The sequence below is a fragment of the Mycobacterium sp. IDUB_36 genome (genome assembly GCF_055419225.1).
Genome location: NZ_JBVAXH010000001.1, coordinates 2,425,491 through 2,445,968 on the forward strand (window position 1 = coordinate 2,425,491; position 20,478 = coordinate 2,445,968).

Consider the following 20,478-nt stretch of genomic DNA (forward strand, 5'->3'; position numbering starts at 1 on the left):
ATGCAGAGTAATTCGAGGTGGGAAAGCCACCCGGGGATCAACAGCGGTCCGACGGCACCGCGACTCCGGCGGTTCGTCGCGTCGCGCCTGTTGGCGGTCACCGGGATCCTGGCCGGCCTGAGCATCGGCGTGGTGCCGACCGCCGCGGCCGGCGAGCCCGGGGCCACGCCGTTCGTTCAGATCCGGATCGAACAGGTCACTCCCCAGGAGGTCACCACCACCAGCGAGCCCACGGTGACCGTCGCCGGCACCGTGACCAACATCGGCGACCGGCCGGTCCACGACGTGATGATCCGGCTGGAACACGCACCCTCGGTGCCGAACTCGTCGGGCCTGCGCACCAACCTCGACGGCGACACCGACCAGTACGAGGCCGCGATGGACTTCGCGACGGTCTCCCCCGAACTACAGCGCGGCCAGAAGGCGAAGTTCTCGCTGTCGGTGCCGATGCGGTCGGCGGACAAACATTCGCTGGAGATCACCGCGCCCGGCGTCTACCCGCTGCTGGTCAACGTCAACGGCACTCCCGACTACGGCGAGCCGGCGCGACTGGACAACGCCCGCTTCCTGTTGCCGGTGCTGGGTGTGCCCGCCGACCCGCTGAACACCGCCGGCGACGCGCTGACGGCCGTCGTCGCGCCGGACACCTCCAAGCCGGTACCGGTCACCATGCTGTGGCCGTTGGCTGACCGGCCGCGGTTGGCGCCGGGTGTTCCCGGCGGGTCGATCCCGGTGCGGTTGATGGACGACGACTTGGCCGGATCGCTGGCCACCGGCGGTCGACTGGACGTGCTGTTGTCCGCCGCCGAGTTCGCCACCAGCCACGACGTCGACCCCGACGGCGCGGTGAGCCGCTCGGTGTGCCTGGCCGTCGACCCGGACCTGCTGGTGACCGTCAACGCGATGACGGCGGGCTACGTCGTCTCCGACACCGCGGCCGGCCCCGCGCAGGAACCCGGCTCGCCGACGCATCCGGGAGCCGGTCAGGCGGCGGCGACCGCCTGGCTCAACCGGCTGCGGGTACTGGCCCACCGGGTCTGCGTGGCGCCGCTGACGTACGCCCAGGCCGACCTGGATGCCGTGCAACGCATCGGCGACCCCGGCCTCGGTGCCGCCGCCACCAACGGCGCCGGCGACATCGTCGACCAGATCCTGGGGATCGTCGCGATTCGGGGGGCCACGCTCATCCCGGACGGCTCGCTGACCCGGCGCGGCGTCGACCTGCTCAGCGCCAACGGCAGCACGGTGGTGATCGCCCCGGCCGCCTCCGTCGCCGGCGATTCGAACGCCCCGCTGCCGTCGACCCCGGACACAGCGGCACGGCGGTTGTCGCCGCAGGTGGTGCTGGCGCCGTTCGACCCGGCCGTCGGCGCCGCGTTTGCCGCGGCCGGTACCGACCCCGTGGCGCCCGGTTACCTCACTGCTGACCTGCTCATTCGGCTGCGGCACGACTCCGACACCGCCCGCCGACAGGATGCGCTGGCCTCGATGCTGTGGCGGGCCCTGCAACCGAAGGTCAACCCGCGACCCGAGGTTTTGCTGCCGCCCACCAACTGGAATCTGCGCCCCGACGACGCGGGCGCCATCATGAATGCCTTGGCGACGGCCATCCACGCCGGCCTCGCGGTGCCTCGCCCGTTACCGGCCTTGCTCGCCGAGGTGGCGGGAGTCCCCCCGGTCAACGGAACTCCGCAGCCGGACTCCGAGGCCGGCGGGCGCGGCCGGTTCAGCGATGCCGTCGTCGGCAAGATCACCGGTGAGATGGGTCGGCTGGCCGGCCTGACGGCCGCGTTGACCACCGACGTGCGCTCCGGACTGACCGGTGTCAGCTATACGGCGCCGTTGCGCGAGGACCTGTTGCGGGCGATCAGCCAGGCCGATCCGCCCGACACCCGCAACGGGCTGGCCCAGCAACGGCTCGACGTGCTCGGCCATGCCCTCGACGACCTGTTCGGCGCGGTCACCATCGTCACGCCCACCGGGTCGTACACGCTGGCCACCGAGCACAGCCCGTTGCCGCTGGCGCTGCACAACGGTTTGGCCGTGCCGATCCGGATCCGGTTGCACCTCGATGTGCCGCCCGGGATGACGGTGACCGATCCCGGCGAGATCGAGCTGCCGCCGGGGTATCTCCCGATGCGGGTGCCGATCGAGGTCAACTTCACCCAGCGGGTCGCGATCGACGCCGTGCTGCACACCCCCGGCGGCGTGCCGCTCGGTGAGCCGGTCCGACTGTCCGTGCATTCCAACGCTTACGGCAAGGTGCTGTTCGCCATCACGATGAGCGCGGCCGCGGTGCTGGTCGCCCTGGCCGGGCGCCGGTTGTGGCACCGCTTCCGCGGTCAGCCCGACCCCGCCGACCTCGATCGTCCGGACGCCGCCGACGCCGGCTACGCGAGCGAGGAGGAGCTTCGCGGATGAGCCGGTCCGTCCCGCCGTCGCAGCCGTTGCCGGCCCGGGTCAAGCGGAGTCCGGGGCCGCCGACCGGACCGCTGCCACCGACCGGTCACGTGCCGTCGCAGGGCGCCTCGCTGCAGCCCCGCCCCGAGCTGTCCGATGCCGCGCTGGTGTCCCGGTCCTGGGGCATGGCGCTGGCCACCCTGGTCAGCCGCGTTACCGGCTTCGCCCGCATCGTCCTGCTGGCCGCCCTGTTGGGAGCGGCGCTGTCCAGCTCCTTCACGGTGGCCAATCAGCTGCCGAACCTGGTCGCCGCGCTGGTGCTGGAAGCGACGTTCACGGCGATCTTCGTGCCGGTGCTGGCCCGCGCCGAGCAGGACGACGCCGACGGCGGCGCGGCGTTCGTGCGCCGTCTGGTGACCCTGGCGACCGCCCTGCTGCTGGGCACCACGCTGCTCTCGGTGGCGGCCGCGCCGCTGCTGGTGGAGCTGATGCTGGGCCGCAGCCCTCAGGTCAACGAACCGCTGACCGTCGCTTTCGCCTACCTGCTGTTGCCGCAGGTGATCTTCTACGGGCTGTCCTCGGTGTTCATGGCGATCCTCAACACCCGCAACGTGTTCGGGCCGCCGGCCTGGGCGCCGGTGCTCAACAACGTCGTCGCGATCGTCACGCTGGGGGCCTACCTGGCCGCACCGGGGCAGTTGTCGGTCGACCCGGTCGAGATGGGCAACGCCAAGCTGCTGGTGCTCGGCATCGGCACCACGCTGGGGGTGTTCGCGCAGACCGCGGTGCTGGTGGTGGCCATCCGCCGGCACCGGATCAGCCTCCGCCCGCTGTGGGGCATCGACGATCGGCTCAAGCGGTTCGGCGCGATGGCCGCCGCGATGGTCTTGTACGTCCTGATCAGCCAGGTCGGCCTGATCGTCACCAACCAGATCGCCAGCGCCGCAGCCGCTGCCGGCCCGGCCATCTACAACTACACCTGGCTGGTGTTGATGCTGCCCTACGGGATGATCGGCGTGACGGTGCTGACGGTGGTGATGCCGCGGCTGAGCCGCAACGCCGCCGCCGACGACACCGGCGCCGTGCTCGCCGACCTGTCGCTGGCCGTCCGGCTGACCATGATCACGCTGATCCCGACGGTGGCGTTCATGACCGTCGGCGGTTCGGCGATGGGCAGCGCGCTGTTCGCCTACGGCCACTTCGGCGATCTCGACGCCGGCCATCTGGGTGCGGCGATCGCGATGTCGGCGTTCACCCTGCTCCCCTACGCCGTGGTGCTGTTGCAGTTGCGGGTCTTCTACGCCCGCCAGCAGCCGTGGATACCGATCGTGATCATCGTGGTGATCACGATCGTCAAGATCGCCGCCTCGCTGGTCGCGCCGCATCTGACCGCGAACCCCGACCTGGTCGCCGGTTACCTCGGTCTGGCCAACGGTCTGGGCTTCTTGGCCGGCGCGGTGGCCGGCTACATCCTGCTGCGTAATGCGTTGCGGCCCAATGGCGGTCATCTACTCGGCACCGCGGAGGTGCGCACCGTTCTGGTGACGGCCACCGCGGCGCTGCTGGCCGGCCTGATCGCCTACGTGATCGACGTGCTGCTGGGCATGCAGCGGTTGACCGCCTACGGCGGCGGCGCCGGTTCGCTGCTGCGGCTGGTGGTGCTCGCGGCGATCATGCTGCCGGTCGTCGCCGTGGTCATGGTGCGCGCGCAGGTACCCGAGGCGGTCGCGGCGCTGGCCGTGCTGCGCCGCTGGACAGGCCTGGCGCCGGGCCGCCGCACACCGGTGCCGAGCGCCCCTGCTCCCGGCCCGACGCCGCCGACTTCTGCCAGGTCAGCTAGCATCGGCGCGGTCCGATCCAGCGGCAGAGATCAACTGTTGCGCCCCGAAATCGTCACGTACCCTGAGCGCAGGATTTCAACAGCGGCGACGGGGCATCCCACACCAGAATTCCGGCGCCCGGAGCGACCGACCGGGGAGGGAACGGGGAGAGGAGCGGGAATGACCGACGGTCCATCGGACAGCACGGCCAAAGCTGTCTCCGAGTCACCCGCGCCCACCTCCGAGTCCGAGTTCGCGGCTTCCTCCCGTACCGCCACGCCGCTGGCCGACGATTTCCATCCCGACGTGCCCATCGAGCTGCAGGGCACCGCGGTGGATCCGGCGCAACCCGCGAACGGCGACGCCACTGACGCCGAGCTCGAGACCACCGCCTTCAGCGCCAGTGACCCGATCGGGTTCGACGCGCCGATCCCCGCGGACACGGGCACCTCGGCGCCGGCCGACGAACAACAGCTGGTGCCCGGCGCCAGCATCGCCCGGGGTCGCTACCGACTGTTGGTCTTCCATGGCGGCGCGCCGCACCTTCAGTTCTGGCAGGCGCTGGACACCGCGCTGAATCGGCAGGTGGCGCTGACGTTCGTAGATCCCGACGGCGGTCTGCCCGACGAGCGGATCCGCGAGATCCTGGCCCGCACCATGAAATTGAGCCGGATCGACAAGATCGGGATCGCGCGCATTCTCGACGTGGTCCACACCGGCACCGGCGGTCTGGTCGTCACCGAGTGGGTCCGCGGCGGCTCCTTGCAGGAGGTGGCCGACACCTCACCGTCCGCCGCGGGCGCGTCACGGGCAATGCAGACGCTGGCCGCGGCGGCCGAGGCCGCCCACCACTCGGGTGTCGCGCTGTCGATCGATCATCCGGGCCGGGTGCGGGTCAGCATCGAAGGCGACGTCGTGCTGGCGTTCCCGGCGACGATGCCCGACATCAGCCCCGAAGACGACATCCGCGGGATCGGCGCGGCGCTGTACGCGCTGCTGGTCAACAAGTGGCCGCTGCCGGAGTCCGGTGCACCGAGCGGACTGGCGCCCGCCCCGCGGGATTCGGCCGGCCAGGTACTGGATCCGAGTTCGATTGACGAAGACATTCCGTTCCAGATCTCGGCGGCAGCCACCCACTCGATTCAGTTGGATGGCGGGATACGCAGCGCCGCAACACTTTTGAACCTGCTACAGCAAGCCACCGTGGTGGCCGACCGGACCGAGCTGCTGGCCCCGATCAACGAGGCGGTGCCGCCGCCGGCTCCCGCGCGAGCGAACCGGGAACGCGCCGCCGACAGCGACGGGGTGCAGACGCGCCTGCGCCGGCGGCGCGCCGTCACGATCGGGATCGGCGCCGGAGCCCTGGTCATCGTGGTGGCGCTGCTGATTCTGGCCTCTGTGCTGAGCAAGATGTTCAGCGACGTCGGCGGCCTCGACAAGGATCAACTCGGTCTCAACGGACCCTCCTCGTCGAGTTCCAACGGCGCGGCGGGCAACGTCGTCAAGCCGGTCGGGGCCACGGTGTTCTCCCCCGGCGGTGAACCCGACAACCCTGCATCGGCCGCGCTCGCGATCGACGGCAGCCCGGGTACCGCCTGGGAGACCGACGTCTACCACGACCCGGTTCCGTTCCCGGGCTTCAAGAGCGGGGTCGGCCTGCTGGTGCAGCTGCCACAACCCACCGTGGTCGGTGCCGTCAACGTCGACGTGCCCAGCAACGGGACCAAGATCCAGATCCGCTCGTCGTCGACGGCCACCCCGAGCAAGCTCGAGGACACCGCCGTGCTGAGCCAGCCGGCCGCAATGCACCCGGGGCACAACACCATCCAGGTCAACGCGTCATCGCCCACCCAGTATGTGCTGGTGTGGATCCCGACACTGGGAACGACCAACGGGCAGAGCCGCACCAGCCTGTCCGAAGTCACCGTGCAAGCCAAGTCCTGACAGGCCAGGCATAGTGAAGTGCCCGGCACCGGGTGATTGACTACTGTCCGCAGAGTGGGCTTCGCGCAACGGATTCGGCGGCCATCGCCTGAGCAACGCAGTGACGCCGAACTGCTGGCGGCGCACGTTGCCGGGGACCGTTTCGCCTTCGCCGAGCTCTTCCACCGCCACCACCGTCAGCTGCACCGCGTCGCGCGGCTGACCAGTCGGACCGTCGAGGACGCCGAGGATGCGCTGCAGGAGGCGATGGCGTCCGCCCACCGCGGCGCCGGCACATTCCGGCACGACGCCGCGGTCAGCAGCTGGTTACACCGCATCGTCGTCAATGCCTGCCTGGATCGGTTGCGCCGCAGCAAAACTCACCTGACCACCGTGCTCGACGACGTGTACCCGGTACCCGACCGGACCGCGCAGGTGGACACGGCGATCACCGTGCAGCAGGCCCTGATGCGGCTGCCCGCCGAACAGCGCGCCGCCGTGGTGGCCGTCGACATGCACGGCTACTCGGTCGCCGACACCGCCCGGCTGCTGGGGGTGCCCGAGGGCACCGTGAAGAGCCGCTGCGCGCGGGCCCGGGCCCGCCTGGCCGTGATCCTGGGGTATCTGCAGGCCGATTCGGCTCCGCATCGTCCGGCCGGTTAGCCTCGCCTGCGCACGATGACGGACACTGGGGCGGATGGACGTCGTCGACCCTGATGATCTGCCGCTGACCACGGAGACTCTCGCCGACCTGCAGGCCGGGCTGTTCGACGACGACACCGCGGCCCGACTGCGGCAGCGGGTCCGCGACGATCCCGATGCCCGCCACACCATGGAGGCCCTGAACCGCGTCCGCCGCGACATCGGCGCTCTCGGTGCCGGGTCCGAGCCACCGCTCGATACCGCCGTGGTCGACACCACCGGGCTTCGTGCCGACGGCGCAGCCCACGCCGTGCCCCGGGGACGGCTGTCCCGCCGGACGCGGACCGCGGTCGCTGCGGCGGGTCTCACAGCGGCGGCGGTCGCCGCGTGGCTCGGCGTCTCGGCGCTGCTCACCGCTCCGGCGCCGCTGCCGAGCCGGCCCACCACCATCGAACACATCACGGTGTCCCGCCCGCCGAACACCATCCCGCTGTCGGATCAGGACATCCTGGCGCTGCTGAACCGTGGACCGGAGCTCGGGCCGCTGGCCGATGCGCGCCGTCAGGCTTCCTGCCTGGCCGGTCTCGGGTATCCGGCGAACACCCGCGTGCTCGGCGCCCGCCCGATCGACATCGCCGGCCACCCGGCCGTCCTGCTCGTGCTGCCCGGCGACGCGCCGGACGCCCTGGCGGCGCTCGCGGTGGCGCCGACCTGCAGTTCGGTGAACACCGGCCTGTCGGCTGACAGGATCGTCCACCGTCCGTAATGTCGCGGGAACAGCACCGCCTACCCTGGCGTTCCAGTGCATTACAGCGGTTTCAAGTATCGGAAAGGTTGGTATGAGTTCCTCGACCAGCACCGTTCACGACGTGATCGTCATCGGCTCCGGACCCGCCGGCTACACCGCAGCGCTGTATGCCGCACGGGCGCAACTGGCCCCGGTCGTCTTCGAAGGCACCGCCTTCGGCGGCGCACTGATGACCACCACGGAGGTGGAGAACTACCCCGGATTCCGGGAAGGAATCCAAGGCCCCGAACTGATGGACCAGATGCGCGAGCAGGCCTCGAGGTTCGGCGCGGACTTGCGGATGGAAGACGTCGAATCGGTGTCGCTGGACGGCCCGGTGAAGTCGGTGACCACCTCCGAGGGCGAGACCCTGCAAGCCCGAGCCGTCGTCCTGGCGATGGGCGCGGCGGCGCGCTACCTGCACGTACCGGGCGAGCAGGAATTACTCGGCCGCGGCGTGAGCTCGTGCGCCACCTGCGACGGCTTCTTCTTCAAGGACCAGGACATCGCCGTGATCGGCGGTGGCGACTCGGCCATGGAGGAGGCGACCTTCCTGACGAAATTCGCCCGCAGCGTCACGTTGGTGCACCGCCGCGAGGAGTTCCGCGCCTCGAAGATCATGCTCGACCGGGCCCGCGCGAACGACAAGATCTCCTTCGCCACCAACAAGGCGGTGGTCTCCGTCGAGGGCGACAACACGGTGACCGGCCTCAAGCTGCGCGACACGGTGTCCGGCGAGGAATCCACTCTGCCGGTGACCGGCGTGTTCGTTGCAATCGGCCACGATCCCCGCTCGGAGCTGGTCCGCGGCCAGATCGACCTCGACGAAGACGGCTACGTGCTGGTCCAGGGCCACACCACCTACACCTCGCTCGACGGCGTGTTCGCCGCCGGCGATCTGGTCGACCACACCTACCGGCAGGCGATCACCGCCGCGGGCACCGGTTGTTCGGCCGCGATCGACGCCGAACGCTGGCTGGCCGAGCACGCGGAGCCGGGCGAGCGCACCCAAACCCAACCCGTCGGAGAACCGGCGGCAGCGACCCTCTGATTGGAGTTCATGCGATGACCCAGACCGAATCTTCGGGCACGCCCGTGGACGTCTCCGACGCCTCCTTCGCGGGAGACGTGTTGGCCAGTAGTACCCCTGTGCTGGTTGACTTTTGGGCAACGTGGTGTGGCCCGTGCAAGATGGTGGCACCGGTGCTCGCCGAGATCGCCAAGGACGCCGCCGGGCAGCTCACCGTCGCCAAGCTCGACGTCGACGCCAATCCGGAGACAGCCCGCAACTTCGACGTGGTGTCGATCCCTACGCTGATCCTGTTCAAGGACGGTGAGCCGGTGAAACGCATCGTCGGCGCCAAGGGCAAGGCGGCGCTGTTGCGGGAGCTCTCCGAAGCCGTGCCCGGGGTCGGCTAGCTGGTCAAACTTCGGCGCGGGTGGCCTGGCGTTTTACCGAAATCCTCGAGCGTCTGAGAGAATACCGGCAAAGCCTGTCATGAAGCGGCAGGGCTGCTCACACGGCTCACCGGAGGCTCTCCAATGACAAGACCGCACGGCGGCGACGGCGATCAGTTGCGCCGTGGTGACCGCAGTGCGGCAGTCACCGAGATTCGGGCGTCGCTGGCGGCGCTCGGTCACCTCGACAGTGCGGATGCCGACCTCAGCACCGGACGGCACGTCGCCGTCGACGTCTTCGACGACGAACTCGACCACGCGGTGCGGGCGTTTCAGCAGAATCGTGGCCTGCTCGTCGACGGCATCGTCGGCGAGGCCACCAACCGCGCGTTGCGCGAGGCGTCCTACCGGTTGGGTGCCCGCACGCTGCACCACCAGTTCGGCGCACCGATGTACGGCGACGACGTCGCGACCCTGCAGAACCGGCTGCAGGACCTCGGCTTCTACACCGGCCTGGTCGACGGCTACTTCGGCTTGCAGACCCACACCGGTCTGATGTCCTACCAACGTGAGTACGGCCTGTACGCCGACGGCATCTGCGGCCCAGAGACGTTGCGCTCCTTGTACTTTCTCAGTTCTCGGGTCACCGGCGGTTCGATACACGCGATCCGGGAGGAAGAGCTGGTGCGCCGGTCGGGCCCCAAGTTGTCCGGCAAGCGGATCATCATCGATCCGGGCCGCGGCGGCAACGACCACGGCCTGATCGCACACGGCCCGGCGGGCCCGATCAGCGAGTCAGACATCTTGTGGGACTTGGGAAGTCGGCTCGAGGGCCGGATGACGGCGATCGGCATGGAGACCTTCCTGTCGCGGCCGACCAACCGCAGCCCGTCCGACCACGAGCGCGCGGCAACCGCCAACGCCGTCGGCGCCGACCTGATGATCAGCCTGCGCTGCGAAACACAGACCAGCCCGTCGGCCGGTGGTGTCGCCTCGTTCTACTTCGGCAACTCACACGGCTCGGTGTCGACGATCGGCCGCAACTTGGCCGACTTCATCCAGCGGGAAGTGGTGGCGCGCACCGGTTTACGGGATTGCCGGACCCACGGCCGGACCTGGGACCTGCTGCGCCTGACCCGGATGCCGACCGTACAGGTCGACGTCGGCTACATCACCAACCCGCGCGATCGCGGCATGCTGGTCACCACGCAGACCCGCGACGCGATCGCCGAGGGGATCTTGGCCGCGGTCAAGCGGCTGTACCTACTCGGCAAGAACGACCGGCCCACTGGCACATTCACTTTCGCCGAATTGCTGGCCCACGAGCTGGCCGTGGAGCAGGCCGGCCGGGCTAGCGGCTCTTAGCCGACGCCGACGCCGACGCCGACGCCGACGCGGGCGCTCCCGCGGCAACGGGCTGCCGCAGCGAAGCACTTTCCAGCAGTCGCTCCAGGGCAGCCTCGACTTCGGCCTTCCACCTGAGGCCCTTGTCCAGCTCCAGCCTCAGCCGGGGGAAGTAGGCATGCGGGGCGACCACGACAAACCCCGCATTCTGCAAGAATTCGGCCTCGATCACACACTGCTCGACCGAGCAGTCCCCCAGCACTTCGAGAACCGACAGCAATTCCGGGTCGGTGGGGGGCGAGCCGGCCAAGTCCGCCACCGCTTCGGTGCGGCCGAACGCCTCCAGCGCCCGGACGCCGCGGCGGACCAACTCGTCGACCACTCGCGCAACCAGGCTGTAGGGCAACTCGTCGGCGGCCGGCCCGGGTTCCACCCGCAGCGAGGTCAGCAGCACCGCGTCGGCGGAGACCGGCGCGGTCGGAAATCGGCGAGCCCGCGGCACGGTCCGCGGCGGGGCGTACAACGCGTAACCCAGGCAGGCTGACTCCGCTTCATCGTCGGCCGGCGCCGACGTAGCCAGCTGCCCGCACGAGCCCCACTCCAGCATGACCATCGACAGCCAGGCTTCTTTTTCGAATTCGGGGTCGGCGAGCTGATCCTGCTCACCGAGCGTCGCGGGGTCCACTTCCCAGAAAACGCAGCGACGCGCGTGCTTCGGAAGAAGCTCGAAGGCTTCCAATCGCAGCGGCGTGATTCGAGCGGACACTAGACTCCTGGGCCTCCGTGGGGTGCGGCCGTGGACGGCCCCGCTTCCCCGCGAACCGGTGGCTGCCCCACCTCGCAGCCGAGCGTACCCCGACGGAGACGACCGCGATACCCGCGAAGGCCTCCCTCGAAGGGCCGGCGCGGCGCCGGTGCGACGTTTTCCGGCCCAGCGGAGCGGCTCGGGTGCCACCTCAGCTGGCGGTGGCTCAAATCGATTGCTGCGCAGTTGATTTCGGATTTCCTCGGCATGTCAGCGCGCTCAGATCTGGCGGAATGTCACAGTGACGTAACGGGTCGGTATGGACGGTTAGCGCTTCGACGAGTTCATCAACTCGACAATGCGCTGTAAATCGTCCACCGAACCGAACTCCACCACGATCTTGCCTTTTCGCTTGCCCAGACTGACCGTGACGCGGGTGTCGAAGGCGCTGGACAGTTGCTCGGCCACATCTTGGAGGCCGGGCATCTGAATCGGCTTGCGCCGCGGCGCCGACGGCTCGCTCGGGCCGGCCCGATTGGCGAGCGTCACCGCCTCCTCGGTCGCGCGGACCGAGAGCCCCTCGGCCACGATCCGGGCGGCGAGTAGCTCCTGGGCCTCAGCCCCGGCGTCAAGCGACAGCAGTGCTCGGGCGTGACCGGCAGACAGCACGCCGGCGGCCACCCGGCGTTGAACCGCGATCGGCAGCCGAAGCAACCGGATCATGTTGGAGATGAGCGGACGCGACCGGCCGATCCGCGCGGCAAGTTCGTCGTGGGTGACGTCGAATTCGTCGAGCAGTTGCTGGTAGGCCGCCGCCTCTTCCAACGGGTTCAACTGCGCCCGGTGGATGTTCTCCAGGAGAGCGTCGCGGAGCAGATTGTCGTCGGCAGTCTCGCGCACGATCGCCGGGATCGCGGTCAGGCCGGCAGCCTGAGCCGCGCGCCAGCGCCGCTCCCCCATGACGAGTTGGTAGCGGGGTCCGCTCGTCACAGTGAGCGCGCGGACCACGATCGGCTGCATCAGCCCGAACTCACGGATGGAGTGCACGAGCTCGGCGAGCGCCTCGTCGTCGAATACCTGCCGGGGTTGGCGGGGGTTCGGCTCGATGTCCGCCGGCGCAATTTCGCGATAGACCGCACCGATGTCCGACGACACGGGCGGTGGACCGCCCATCAAGACGTCCGCGGCCGCTGAGCCGATCTTCGGTCCGCCGAGTCCTGACGAACTCGACTCTCCTTCGGCCGGCCCGGTCGGAATCAGTGAGGCAAGACCTCGCCCGAGGCCGCCTTTTCTGCGTGTCGGTTGGCTCATCGTGCTTCCCCTCCATCGGGTGTCGTACCGCGCTCGGCGAGTTCGCGACTGGCGTCGAGGTAGCTCAGCGCCCCGCGAGATCCCGGGTCGTACTCGATGATCGTCATGCTGTAACCAGGCGCCTCGGAGACCTTGACGCTGCGCGGAATCACGGTCCGCAGGACCTTGGGTCCGAAGTAACGGCGAACTTCGTCGGCCACCTGGTCGGCCAGTTTGGTCCGCCCGTCGTACATGGTGAGGATCACCGTGCTGACGTCCAGGCCGGGATTCAAGTGCGCCTTGACCATCGCGATGTTGTTCATCAACTGCGAGACACCCTCCAAGGCGTAATACTCGCACTGAATCGGGATCAGCACCTCCGGTGCCGCGACCAACGCGTTGATCGTCAACAGTCCCAGCGATGGCGGGCAGTCGATGAAGACGTAGTCGAAGTCGATGCTGTCGAGCTCCGCGAGCGCGTTGCGCAACCGGTTCTCCCGGGCGACCATGCTGACCAATTCGATCTCGGCCCCGGCCAGATCGATCGTGGAGGGCACGCAGAACAGCCGTTCGCTGTGCGGACTTTGCCGCATCGCCTCTTTCAGCGGGATCTCGCCGAGAAGGACTTCGTACGACGACGGGGTCCCGGAGTGTCGGTCGGTGATGCCCAGTGCCGTGCTCGCGTTGCCCTGCGGATCGAGATCGATCACCAGCGTCCGGAGCCCTTGGACCGCGAGAGCGGCGGCCAGGTTGACCGCCGTTGTCGTCTTGCCGACGCCGCCCTTCTGATTGGCGATCGTGAACAGCCGGCGGTGGGTCGGCCGGCTCAACGGTTTGTAAGCCTTCGACAGCACCTGCATCGCGCGTTCGGCGGCGGCGCCGATCGGAGTCTCGAACTCCGATGTTTCACGTGAAACATGCACCCCGGTATCCGGACCGAACGAGTCACGCGGCGCACTCATAGGCTCTCCCTGCTCGATCGTCGACGCGACGCATTCCGGAGCGATTCCGGCTTGTCCCGTCGGGCCACCACCACGGTTGTCGGTGGGGATAAAAGACCCACGCCACATTCCACCACCCTTGCATCCGCCGCACCTAACTTGGCCATCATTCGGCGGTGTTCGAGTACTTCTTCGTGCGCCCGCTCCCCCTTGATCGCGAGCAACCGTCCGCCCGGTCGCAGCAAGGGCAGGCTCCAGCGGGTGAGCTTGTCCAGCGCAGCCACTGCCCGTGACGTGACCGCGTCGGCGCCACCGGCAGTCTCTCGCACTTCGCGATCCTCTGCTCGGCCGCGGACCACCTCGACATCGAGTGACAGCTCGTCGACCGCCAAGCGGAGGAAGTCTGTGCGGCGCAGCATCGACTCGACCAGGACCACCCGCACACCGGGGTTGGCGATCGCGACGGGCAGACCGGGTAGACCGGCGCCGCTGCCGATGTCGACGATCCGCTCTCCGGTTTCGACGAGTTCGGCGAGCACCGCACAGTTGATGATGTGCCGGTCCCAGATCCGCTCGACTTCTCGTGGGCCGAGCAGACCCCACTCCACACCGGCTGTCGCCAGTAGGTCGGCGTAGCGCTTGGCTAACTCGAGGCGGTCGCCGAAGATCGTCGCGGCGACATCGCTCGCGGCCGGAACCGGTGGCGCCTCGTCGTCATGGGAGTCGTCACGGGAGTCGTCATGTTTCACGTGAAACATTCCTTCCCATCCGCAACGCGGTGCCGACGGATCCGCCCGAACTACATCGGTGTAACTCGGCGTGCGGTCAGTCGATCAGAACGACAACCCGGCGGCCCGGCTCGACGCCTTCGCTCTCGCTGTGCACCCCGTCGATCGCCGCCACGGCGTCGTGCACAATCTTGCGCTCGAACGGTGTCATCGGTGAGAGCTCTTCGCGTTCGCCGGTCTCCAGCACGCGCTTGGCGACCTTGTCCCCCAGCGCGGCCAACTCGTCGCGGCGGCGGCGGCGCCAGCTCGCGATGTCGAGCATGAGCCGACTGCGCACCCCGGTCTTCTGGTGTACGGCCAGCCGGGTCAATTCCTGGAGCGCGTCGAGCACTTCGCCTTTACGGCCGACCAGCTTGGCGAGGTCGTCGCTGCCGTCGATGCTGACGATCGCCCGACTGCCTTCTACGTCGAGGTCGATGTCGCCGTCGAAGTCGAGCAGATCGAGTAGCTCCTCCAGATAATCGCCGGCGATTTCTCCCTCGGCGACCAAGCGCTCTTCCTGATCGCCCTCGCCGTCGCCCTCGGCCGGAGCACTGCCGTTGGTGGCGCCCTCCAACTCGTCGTGCGCCGGCGCTTCGTCCGCCTTGGTGACGTCTTCGGTCTCTGTCATGTCTTCCCTTCCCGTGCCCGGGCGTCGCCCGGTGAAGTCTGGTGTCCGCGCGCTGACGTCAGCGGCCGCGTTGCTTCTTCGGCTTGGCGCCCGGCCGCGGCGTGCGGTCGGCGGTGCCGGTGTCCGGTGTCGGCGGTTCAGCGGCCGTGCCGTTACCCCCCGCCGTCGCCGTCTTGCCCGCCGAGCGTTTCGGCTTGGCACCCGGCGCCGGTGCGTTGGCCGCCCGCCGCTCGATCGCCTCGCGCTTCTGTTCCTCTTCTTCGCGCTCGATCATTCCGAACACGTAGTGCTGCTGACCGAACGTCCAGATGTTGTTGGCGAACCAGTAGAAGATGATCGCCAGCGGCAGGAACGGTCCACCGACCACCACACCGAGCGGAAAGACGTAGAGCGCGAGTTTGTTCATCATCGCGGTCTGCGGGTTGGCGGCGGCCTCCACGCTCTGGCGGGCCACCGATGCCCGGCTGTTGAAGTAGGTGGCGACGCCGGCCAGGATCATCACCGGCACACCCACCGCCGCGACGGCGGGTCGACTGAATTCGAAACCCTGGAACGCCGCAAGGCTGGCACCGCGCTGGGTCATGCTCGCGCCCAGTGGCGCGCCGAACAGGTTGGCGTCCAGGAAGTGGCCGACGTCCTGCGCGCTGAAGAAGTAGTTGCCCAACGAGCGGTTGCGCTCGGGCGACAGGCCCAGCTGTCCGATCCCGCTCGACGTCCGGTTGAAGCATCGCAACACGTGATACAGACCCAGGAAAACCGGCACTTGAACCAGCATCGGCAGACAGCCCAGGATCGGGTTGAACCCGTGCTCCTTCTGCAGCTTCTGCATCTCGAGCGCCATCCGCTGGCGGTCCTTGCCGTACTTCTTCTGCAGCGCCTTGATTTGCGGCTGCAGTTCCTGCATCTGACGCGTGGTCCGGATCTGGCGGACGAAGGGGTTGTACAGGATCGCGCGCAGGGTGAAGACCAAGAACATCACCGCCAGCGTCCAGGTGACGAAGTTCTTCGGGCCCAGCCCCGGGACGGCCGAGAAGGCCTTGTACCAGAGCCACATGATCGCCGAGACCGGATAGTAGAAGTAGTCGAGGCTGAACCAATCAAACGACAACAGAATCACTCTTCCTTAGCGGCGCTTTGGTGTCCCACTCGTGAGCCCCGGCACCCTTGCGCTCCGGTATCGGATCCCATCCTCCCCGATGCCACGGCCCGCATTTCGCGAGCCGGGCGGCTGCCAGCCAACTCCCCCGCAGCAAGCCGAATTCAGCCAGGGCGTCCACCGCGTATTGACTACAGGTCGGCGTGAAGCGACATGTCGGCAGCCGCATCGGCGACACCATGTGCCGGTACAGCTGGATGAGAAAGATCAAACCCCGCGCGATCGTGAACTCCGCGCTGCGCACGCGAGCTGCCATCGCGCTCACCGCTTCGGCCCGGTCGACTCGATGCGACGCAGTCCGGCCCGCAGTTGCTCACTCAATCGGGCTGATCTGACATCGCGACTGCTGGGCAGTGCCCGGATCACGATGTGCTCGGACTGGTTCAGATTCGCCAGCACATCACGGGCGACGTGACGCAGACGCCGCGAGAGCCCGTGCCGTTGCACGGCGGACCCGACCGATCGCGAAACGATCAGCCCGAGTTTGGGATCCCCGGTGGCATGCCGCATATAGATGACCATGTCCGGCTGAACGGCTCGCTTTCCATGCTTGACCGTCGCGCCGAAATCGGTCGACCTCGTCATGCGGTTTCGTGCGGAAAGCACCGCCGTTACACCGAGGCGGTCAGGCAGTCAGGGAGCGACGGCCCTTGCCACGCCGATTGGACACGATCGCTCGGCCGGCCCTGGTCCGCATCCGCAGCCGGAAACCGTGCACGCGGGCACGGCGCCGGTTGTTCGGCTGGAAGGTCCGCTTACCCTTTGCCACGACTCTCTCCTTGCTGCGTCTGACGTCGTGCCCGGCACGGTTTCCCCTTGCCGGTGGGTCACGCTCTACCCCACGACGCCTCGATAGGCTTTGTGTCTCGCTGGTGCCCGGCGCGGCCTCCGAGCCAAGTGCTCGGATCGCAGCCGTATCGCCGACTTTCGGGCGACTGTATGAGGGTACTGACCCCCGTTCGCCCGGTCAAACCACACCTGCCGGCCGCTGTTCTGGACGCCAATCCGTCACTGTCGCCACACCTGCCACCGGGGCCGGACCAATCGTCCTCGAAGCGGTTCCGAATGTTGCCGAACGGTTGGCGCGAGCGAGGAAAACTGTTAGCTTCGGGCGGTGCTGTTTCACACCGAAACGGCGCTGGACAACGAAGCAAGGATGGCGGATCGGCCTCCTAGCCAGCCGAGTTTCACCGGCCGTCTCGAGCGCCGATCCCGCAAGCCGTCAGAGGTAGGCTGCGGTGCGATGGCCGCTATCCTCTCCACACCTGTGGATAACTGTGTGGACAGTTCGTCGTCGGCACTATCGGTAGAACTTTTACGTCGTAGCAGGGGGACCCGTCGTTGACCGAGGACCCCGGATCCAGTTTCGCGACGGTCTGGAGTGCAGTCGTCTCGGAACTCAACGGCGAATTCTCCACAGAAGGCGCCTCTCACAACGGCGGACCGTACGTCCCACCCCTGACACCGCAGCAGCGGGCGTGGCTGAATCTGGTCCAACCGCTCACCATCGTCGAGGGCTTCGCCCTGCTGTCGGTGCCGAGCAGCTTCGTCCAGAACGAAATCGAGCGGCACCTGCGGACCCAGATCACCGACGCGCTCAGTCGTCGGCTCGGTCATCAGATCGAGCTCGGCGTGCGGATCTCCCCCTTGACTGCCGACGAATCCGACGATCGCGCCAACGCCGCATTCGATGACGCGCTCGACGACCTCGACGAGATCGACGAGGACGGCGAAGCCCTCGCCAGCGCACACCAGAGCTGGCCGTCGTATTTCTCCGAGCGTCCCCACAGCCAGGCCGCCGACGCCGCCGCGGGTCTGAGCCTCAACCGGCGCTACACCTTCGACACTTTCGTCATCGGAGCCTCGAACCGCTTCGCCCATGCCGCCGCGCTGGCGATCGCCGAAGCGCCGGCCCGGGCCTACAACCCGTTGTTCATCTGGGGAGAGTCCGGTCTGGGTAAGACCCACCTGCTGCACGCCGCCGGCAATTACGCCCAGCGCCTCTTCCCCGGCATGCGGGTGAAGTACGTCTCGACCGAAGAATTCACCAACGACTTCATCAACTCCCTGCGTGACGACCGCAAGGTGGCGTTCAAGCGCAGCTATCGCGACGTCGATGTACTGCTGGTCGACGACATCCAGTTCATCGAGGGCAAGGAAGGTATCCAGGAAGAGTTCTTCCACACCTTCAATACCCTGCACAACGCCAACAAGCAGATCGTCATTTCGTCCGATCGTCCGCCGAAACAGCTTGCGACACTTGAAGATCGGCTGCGAACGCGGTTCGAGTGGGGTCTGATCACCGACGTTCAACCGCCGGAACTGGAAACCCGCATCGCGATCTTGCGCAAGAAAGCGCAGATGGAGCGGCTCAATGTTCCCGACGATGTGCTCGAGCTGATCGCCAGCAGCATCGAGCGCAACATTCGTGAACTCGAGGGAGCGCTGATCCGCGTCACGGCGTTCGCGTCGCTGAACAAGGCACCGATCGACAAGTCGCTGGCCGAGATCGTGTTGCGTGATCTGATCGCCGACGCCAGCACCATGCAAATCAGCGCCGCCACGATCATGGCTGCCACCGCGGAGTACTTCGACACCACGGTCGAGGAATTGCGCGGTCCCGGCAAGACCCGGGCGCTGGCCCAATCCCGGCAGATCGCGATGTATCTGTGCCGCGAGCTCACCGACTTGTCACTGCCCAAGATCGGCCAGGCCTTCGGCCGCGACCACACCACGGTGATGTACGCGCAGAAGAAGATCCTGTCCGAAATGGCCGAGCGGCGTGAAGTCTTCGATCACGTCAAAGAGCTCACCACCCGGATCCGCCAGCGCTCCAAGCGCTGATCGTTCTCGGACCACCGAAGTATCGAGTGGCATCGTGCTGCCCGAAATCCGGTCTTTCGACACTGTTGCGAGCTGCTCGCACCCCCGAAATTTCAAAAAACTTTGGACCCGTCGTCACCATCAGTCACAGGACAGGCTGTGGATGACACTGTGCGCAAACTGCGGACACGTCCACGACGAACGCCCGATCCGTCCACAGCCGCAACCAATCCCCAACCGCTGCACACAAACCACACAGTCCGTCCCCGTGTCATGCACAACCCCGCCGGCGTCGCCAGCAGCGCAGACACCATGCTGTCCCCAACATGCACAGGCCTTATTACTGTTATTGAAATCCCTACATAGTTTGTTCTTCAGAAAAGGGCGTTGGGGACGAGCCGTTCCACACCTCGTGATCCAGGCTCGAAACCCCCGAGTGTCACTGCATCCGATTAGCTTTCAAGAATGCCTCCGACGCTCTACGGTTGTGGTTCGACGGCCGGGTTCGGCGGTCGGAGTAATTACGGGCACGGGCGTCCGTCGGCGGGGATTTCCACGGGGTGAGCCGCTGAAGTAAGCCTTGCTGTTCGAGGTGATGAAGGGACGCAATGGACGTGGCGACGACCGCCGTCGGCCTGACCGACTTGAAGTTCCGCCTGGTGCGGGACGACTTCGCTGATGCAGTGGCGTGGGTGGCGCGGACGCTGCCGTCCCGGCCGACCGTGCCGGTGCTGGCCGGCGTGTTGTTGACCGGGTCCGACAACGGCCTGACGATTTCCGGATTCGACTACGAGGTCTCCGCAGAAGTCCGCTTGGCAGCCGAAATCGCTTCTCCGGGAACAGCTTTGGTATCCGGTCGGCTTCTTTCCGACATCACCCGGGCGTTGCCGAACAAGCCGGTCGACGTGCAGGTCGAGGGAACCCGGGTGTCGCTGGCCTGCGGCAGCGCGAAATTCTCCCTGCCGACGATGGCGGTCGAGGATTACCCGACGCTGCCGACGCTGCCCGACGAGACCGGCGCATTGCCGGCCGATGTGTTCGCCGAGGCGATCAGCCAGGTCGCGGTCGCGGCCGGCCGCGACGACACGCTGCCGATGCTGACCGGGATCAGAGTCGAAATCTCGGGACAGTCAGTGGTTTTGGCCGCGACCGACCGATTCCGGTTGGCGGTTCGCGAGTTGACCTGGTCGGCTGCCGCACCGGATGTCGAGGCCGCGGTGCTGGTGCCGGCCAAGACGTTGTCCGAAGCCGCCAAGAGCGGAACCGACGGCGCCGAAGTACACCTGTCGCTGGGAGCCGGGCCGTCGGTCGGCAAGGACGGGCTCCTTGGCATCAGCGGGAACGGAAAGCGCAGCACCACCCGTCTGCTGGATGCCGAGTTCCCGAAGTTCCGGCAGCTGCTGCCCAGTGAGCACACGGCGGTGGCCACCCTCGGCGTCGCCGAGCTCACCGAGGCCATCAAACGTGTCGCACTGGTCGCCGATCGCGGAGCCCAGGTTCGGATGGAATTCTCCGGTGACACGCTGCGGTTGTCGGCCGGCGCCGACGACGTGGGCCGCGCCGAGGAAGACGTCCAGGTGGAGTTCGCCGGCGAGCCGCTCACCATCGCGTTCAACCCGACGTATCTCACCGACGGCCTGGGTTCTCTGCACTCCGACCGGGTGTCGTTCGGATTCACCACGCCGAGCCGTCCCGCCGTGTTGCGGCCAGCCGGTGACGACGCCCAACCGACCGACAGCGGGCCCTTCCCGGCGATCCAGACGGACTATGTGTATTTGCTGATGCCGGTTCGTCTGCCCGGTTAGCAGTCC

General features: G+C 67.7%; 18 protein-coding genes. 9 read left to right on the forward strand and 9 right to left on the reverse strand.

All coding sequences use genetic code 11. The features are described 5' to 3' along the window. The 7 genes from ACZYW1_RS11950 (at position 1) to ACZYW1_RS11980 (ending at position 10,335) form a co-directional block, all read left to right on the forward strand. Positions 1–2,421 carry a hypothetical protein gene (locus ACZYW1_RS11950; protein WP_463785985.1) on the forward strand — a complete coding sequence of 807 codons (2,421 nt, stop codon included), beginning with the start codon at positions 1–3 and terminating at the stop codon, positions 2,419–2,421. Further along, a complete protein-coding gene (murJ, locus tag ACZYW1_RS11955; protein ID WP_463785987.1) occupies positions 2,418–6,164 on the forward strand; it encodes a murein biosynthesis integral membrane protein MurJ in 3,747 nt (1,248 codons plus the stop codon). The genes ACZYW1_RS11950 and murJ overlap by 4 nt, the downstream gene beginning before the upstream one ends. Positions 6,165–6,236: 72 nt before the next feature. Next, on the forward strand, positions 6,237–6,806 hold the full coding sequence (gene sigM, locus ACZYW1_RS11960) for an RNA polymerase sigma factor SigM (protein ID WP_463787806.1): 570 nt from the start codon (positions 6,237–6,239) through the stop codon (positions 6,804–6,806). Between the two features lie 34 nt (positions 6,807–6,840). Next, complete coding sequence (locus ACZYW1_RS11965) at positions 6,841–7,551, forward strand: hypothetical protein (RefSeq protein WP_463785988.1); 711 nt, start codon at positions 6,841–6,843, stop codon at positions 7,549–7,551. A gap of 73 nt (positions 7,552–7,624) precedes the next feature. Next, positions 7,625–8,623, forward strand: a complete 999-nt coding sequence (gene trxB, locus ACZYW1_RS11970) for a thioredoxin-disulfide reductase (RefSeq protein WP_463785990.1) — start codon at positions 7,625–7,627, stop codon at positions 8,621–8,623. Positions 8,624–8,637: 14 nt separating this feature from the next. Continuing rightward, the gene (trxA, locus tag ACZYW1_RS11975) at positions 8,638–8,991 is read left to right on the forward strand and encodes a thioredoxin (protein ID WP_463785991.1); all 354 of its coding nucleotides are present in this window, start codon (positions 8,638–8,640) and stop codon (positions 8,989–8,991) included. A 123-nt stretch (positions 8,992–9,114) separates the two neighbouring features. Then, positions 9,115–10,335 (forward strand): N-acetylmuramoyl-L-alanine amidase, encoded by a 1,221-nt coding sequence (locus ACZYW1_RS11980; protein ID WP_463785993.1) that lies wholly within the window; start codon positions 9,115–9,117, stop codon positions 10,333–10,335. On the opposite strand, the gene ACZYW1_RS11985 is transcribed toward ACZYW1_RS11980, so the two are convergent. The 9 genes from ACZYW1_RS11985 to rpmH form a co-directional block, all read right to left on the reverse strand. Continuing rightward, entirely contained in the window at positions 10,322–11,080 is a 759-nt protein-coding gene (locus ACZYW1_RS11985; RefSeq protein WP_463785994.1) for an acetyltransferase, read from the reverse strand. The two genes, ACZYW1_RS11980 and ACZYW1_RS11985, sit on opposite strands and share 14 nt — an antisense overlap. Positions 11,081–11,386: 306 nt before the next feature. Then, on the reverse strand, positions 11,387–12,370 hold the full coding sequence (locus tag ACZYW1_RS11990) for a ParB/RepB/Spo0J family partition protein (protein ID WP_463785996.1): 984 nt from the start codon (positions 12,368–12,370) through the stop codon (positions 11,387–11,389). Next, positions 12,367–13,311 carry a ParA family protein gene (locus ACZYW1_RS11995; protein WP_463785998.1) on the reverse strand — a complete coding sequence of 315 codons (945 nt, stop codon included), beginning with the start codon at positions 13,309–13,311 and terminating at the stop codon, positions 12,367–12,369. The genes ACZYW1_RS11990 and ACZYW1_RS11995 overlap by 4 nt, the downstream gene beginning before the upstream one ends. Then, positions 13,308–14,048, reverse strand: a complete 741-nt coding sequence (gene rsmG, locus ACZYW1_RS12000; protein ID WP_463786000.1) for a 16S rRNA (guanine(527)-N(7))-methyltransferase RsmG — start codon at positions 14,046–14,048, stop codon at positions 13,308–13,310. Before rsmG ends, ACZYW1_RS11995 begins: the two co-directional genes overlap by 4 nt. 67 nt (positions 14,049–14,115) lie before the next feature. Then, a complete protein-coding gene (locus ACZYW1_RS12005) occupies positions 14,116–14,688 on the reverse strand; it encodes a Jag family protein (RefSeq protein WP_463786002.1) in 573 nt (190 codons plus the stop codon). A 58-nt stretch (positions 14,689–14,746) separates the two neighbouring features. Beyond that, positions 14,747–15,802 carry a membrane protein insertase YidC gene (gene yidC / locus ACZYW1_RS12010; protein ID WP_463787807.1) on the reverse strand — a complete coding sequence of 352 codons (1,056 nt, stop codon included), beginning with the start codon at positions 15,800–15,802 and terminating at the stop codon, positions 14,747–14,749. Beyond that, positions 15,786–16,100 (reverse strand): membrane protein insertion efficiency factor YidD, encoded by a 315-nt coding sequence (yidD, locus tag ACZYW1_RS12015; RefSeq protein WP_463786004.1) that lies wholly within the window; start codon positions 16,098–16,100, stop codon positions 15,786–15,788. The genes yidC and yidD overlap by 17 nt, the downstream gene beginning before the upstream one ends. Positions 16,101–16,105: 5 nt before the next feature. After that, positions 16,106–16,450: a ribonuclease P protein component gene (gene rnpA, locus ACZYW1_RS12020; RefSeq protein ID WP_463786005.1), complete on the reverse strand. Its 345-nt coding sequence runs from the start codon at positions 16,448–16,450 to the stop codon at positions 16,106–16,108. Between the two features lie 19 nt (positions 16,451–16,469). After that, the gene (rpmH, locus tag ACZYW1_RS12025) at positions 16,470–16,613 is read right to left on the reverse strand and encodes a 50S ribosomal protein L34 (protein ID WP_293001408.1); all 144 of its coding nucleotides are present in this window, start codon (positions 16,611–16,613) and stop codon (positions 16,470–16,472) included. Between the two features lie 572 nt (positions 16,614–17,185). Between rpmH and dnaA the strand changes: the two genes are divergently transcribed. Both dnaA and dnaN read left to right on the forward strand, forming a co-directional pair. After that, complete coding sequence (gene dnaA, locus ACZYW1_RS12030) at positions 17,186–18,688, forward strand: chromosomal replication initiator protein DnaA (protein WP_463786007.1); 1,503 nt, start codon at positions 17,186–17,188, stop codon at positions 18,686–18,688. 587 nt (positions 18,689–19,275) lie between these two features. Continuing rightward, complete coding sequence (gene dnaN / locus ACZYW1_RS12035; protein ID WP_463786009.1) at positions 19,276–20,472, forward strand: DNA polymerase III subunit beta; 1,197 nt, start codon at positions 19,276–19,278, stop codon at positions 20,470–20,472. Positions 20,473–20,478 lie beyond the last annotated feature (6 nt).

Coding starts and splice junctions, on each gene's coding strand:
- murJ (WP_463785987.1), top strand. CDS start 2,418: ATGAGCCGGTCCGTCCCGCCGTCGCAGCCGTTGCCGGCCCGGGTCAAG.
- ACZYW1_RS11980 (WP_463785993.1), top strand. CDS start 9,115: ATGACAAGACCGCACGGCGGCGACGGCGATCAGTTGCGCCGTGGTGAC.
- yidD (WP_463786004.1), bottom strand. CDS start 16,100: ATGGCAGCTCGCGTGCGCAGCGCGGAGTTCACGATCGCGCGGGGTTTG.
- ACZYW1_RS11995 (WP_463785998.1), bottom strand. CDS start 13,311: ATGAGTGCGCCGCGTGACTCGTTCGGTCCGGATACCGGGGTGCATGTT.
- trxB (WP_463785990.1), top strand. CDS start 7,625: ATGAGTTCCTCGACCAGCACCGTTCACGACGTGATCGTCATCGGCTCC.
- rsmG (WP_463786000.1), bottom strand. CDS start 14,048: ATGTTTCACGTGAAACATGACGACTCCCGTGACGACTCCCATGACGAC.
- trxA (WP_463785991.1), top strand. CDS start 8,638: ATGACCCAGACCGAATCTTCGGGCACGCCCGTGGACGTCTCCGACGCC.
- ACZYW1_RS11965 (WP_463785988.1), top strand. CDS start 6,841: ATGGACGTCGTCGACCCTGATGATCTGCCGCTGACCACGGAGACTCTC.
- ACZYW1_RS11990 (WP_463785996.1), bottom strand. CDS start 12,370: ATGAGCCAACCGACACGCAGAAAAGGCGGCCTCGGGCGAGGTCTTGCC.
- ACZYW1_RS12005 (WP_463786002.1), bottom strand. CDS start 14,688: ATGACAGAGACCGAAGACGTCACCAAGGCGGACGAAGCGCCGGCGCAC.
- ACZYW1_RS11950 (WP_463785985.1), top strand. CDS start 1: ATGCAGAGTAATTCGAGGTGGGAAAGCCACCCGGGGATCAACAGCGGT.
- dnaN (WP_463786009.1), top strand. CDS start 19,276: ATGGACGTGGCGACGACCGCCGTCGGCCTGACCGACTTGAAGTTCCGC.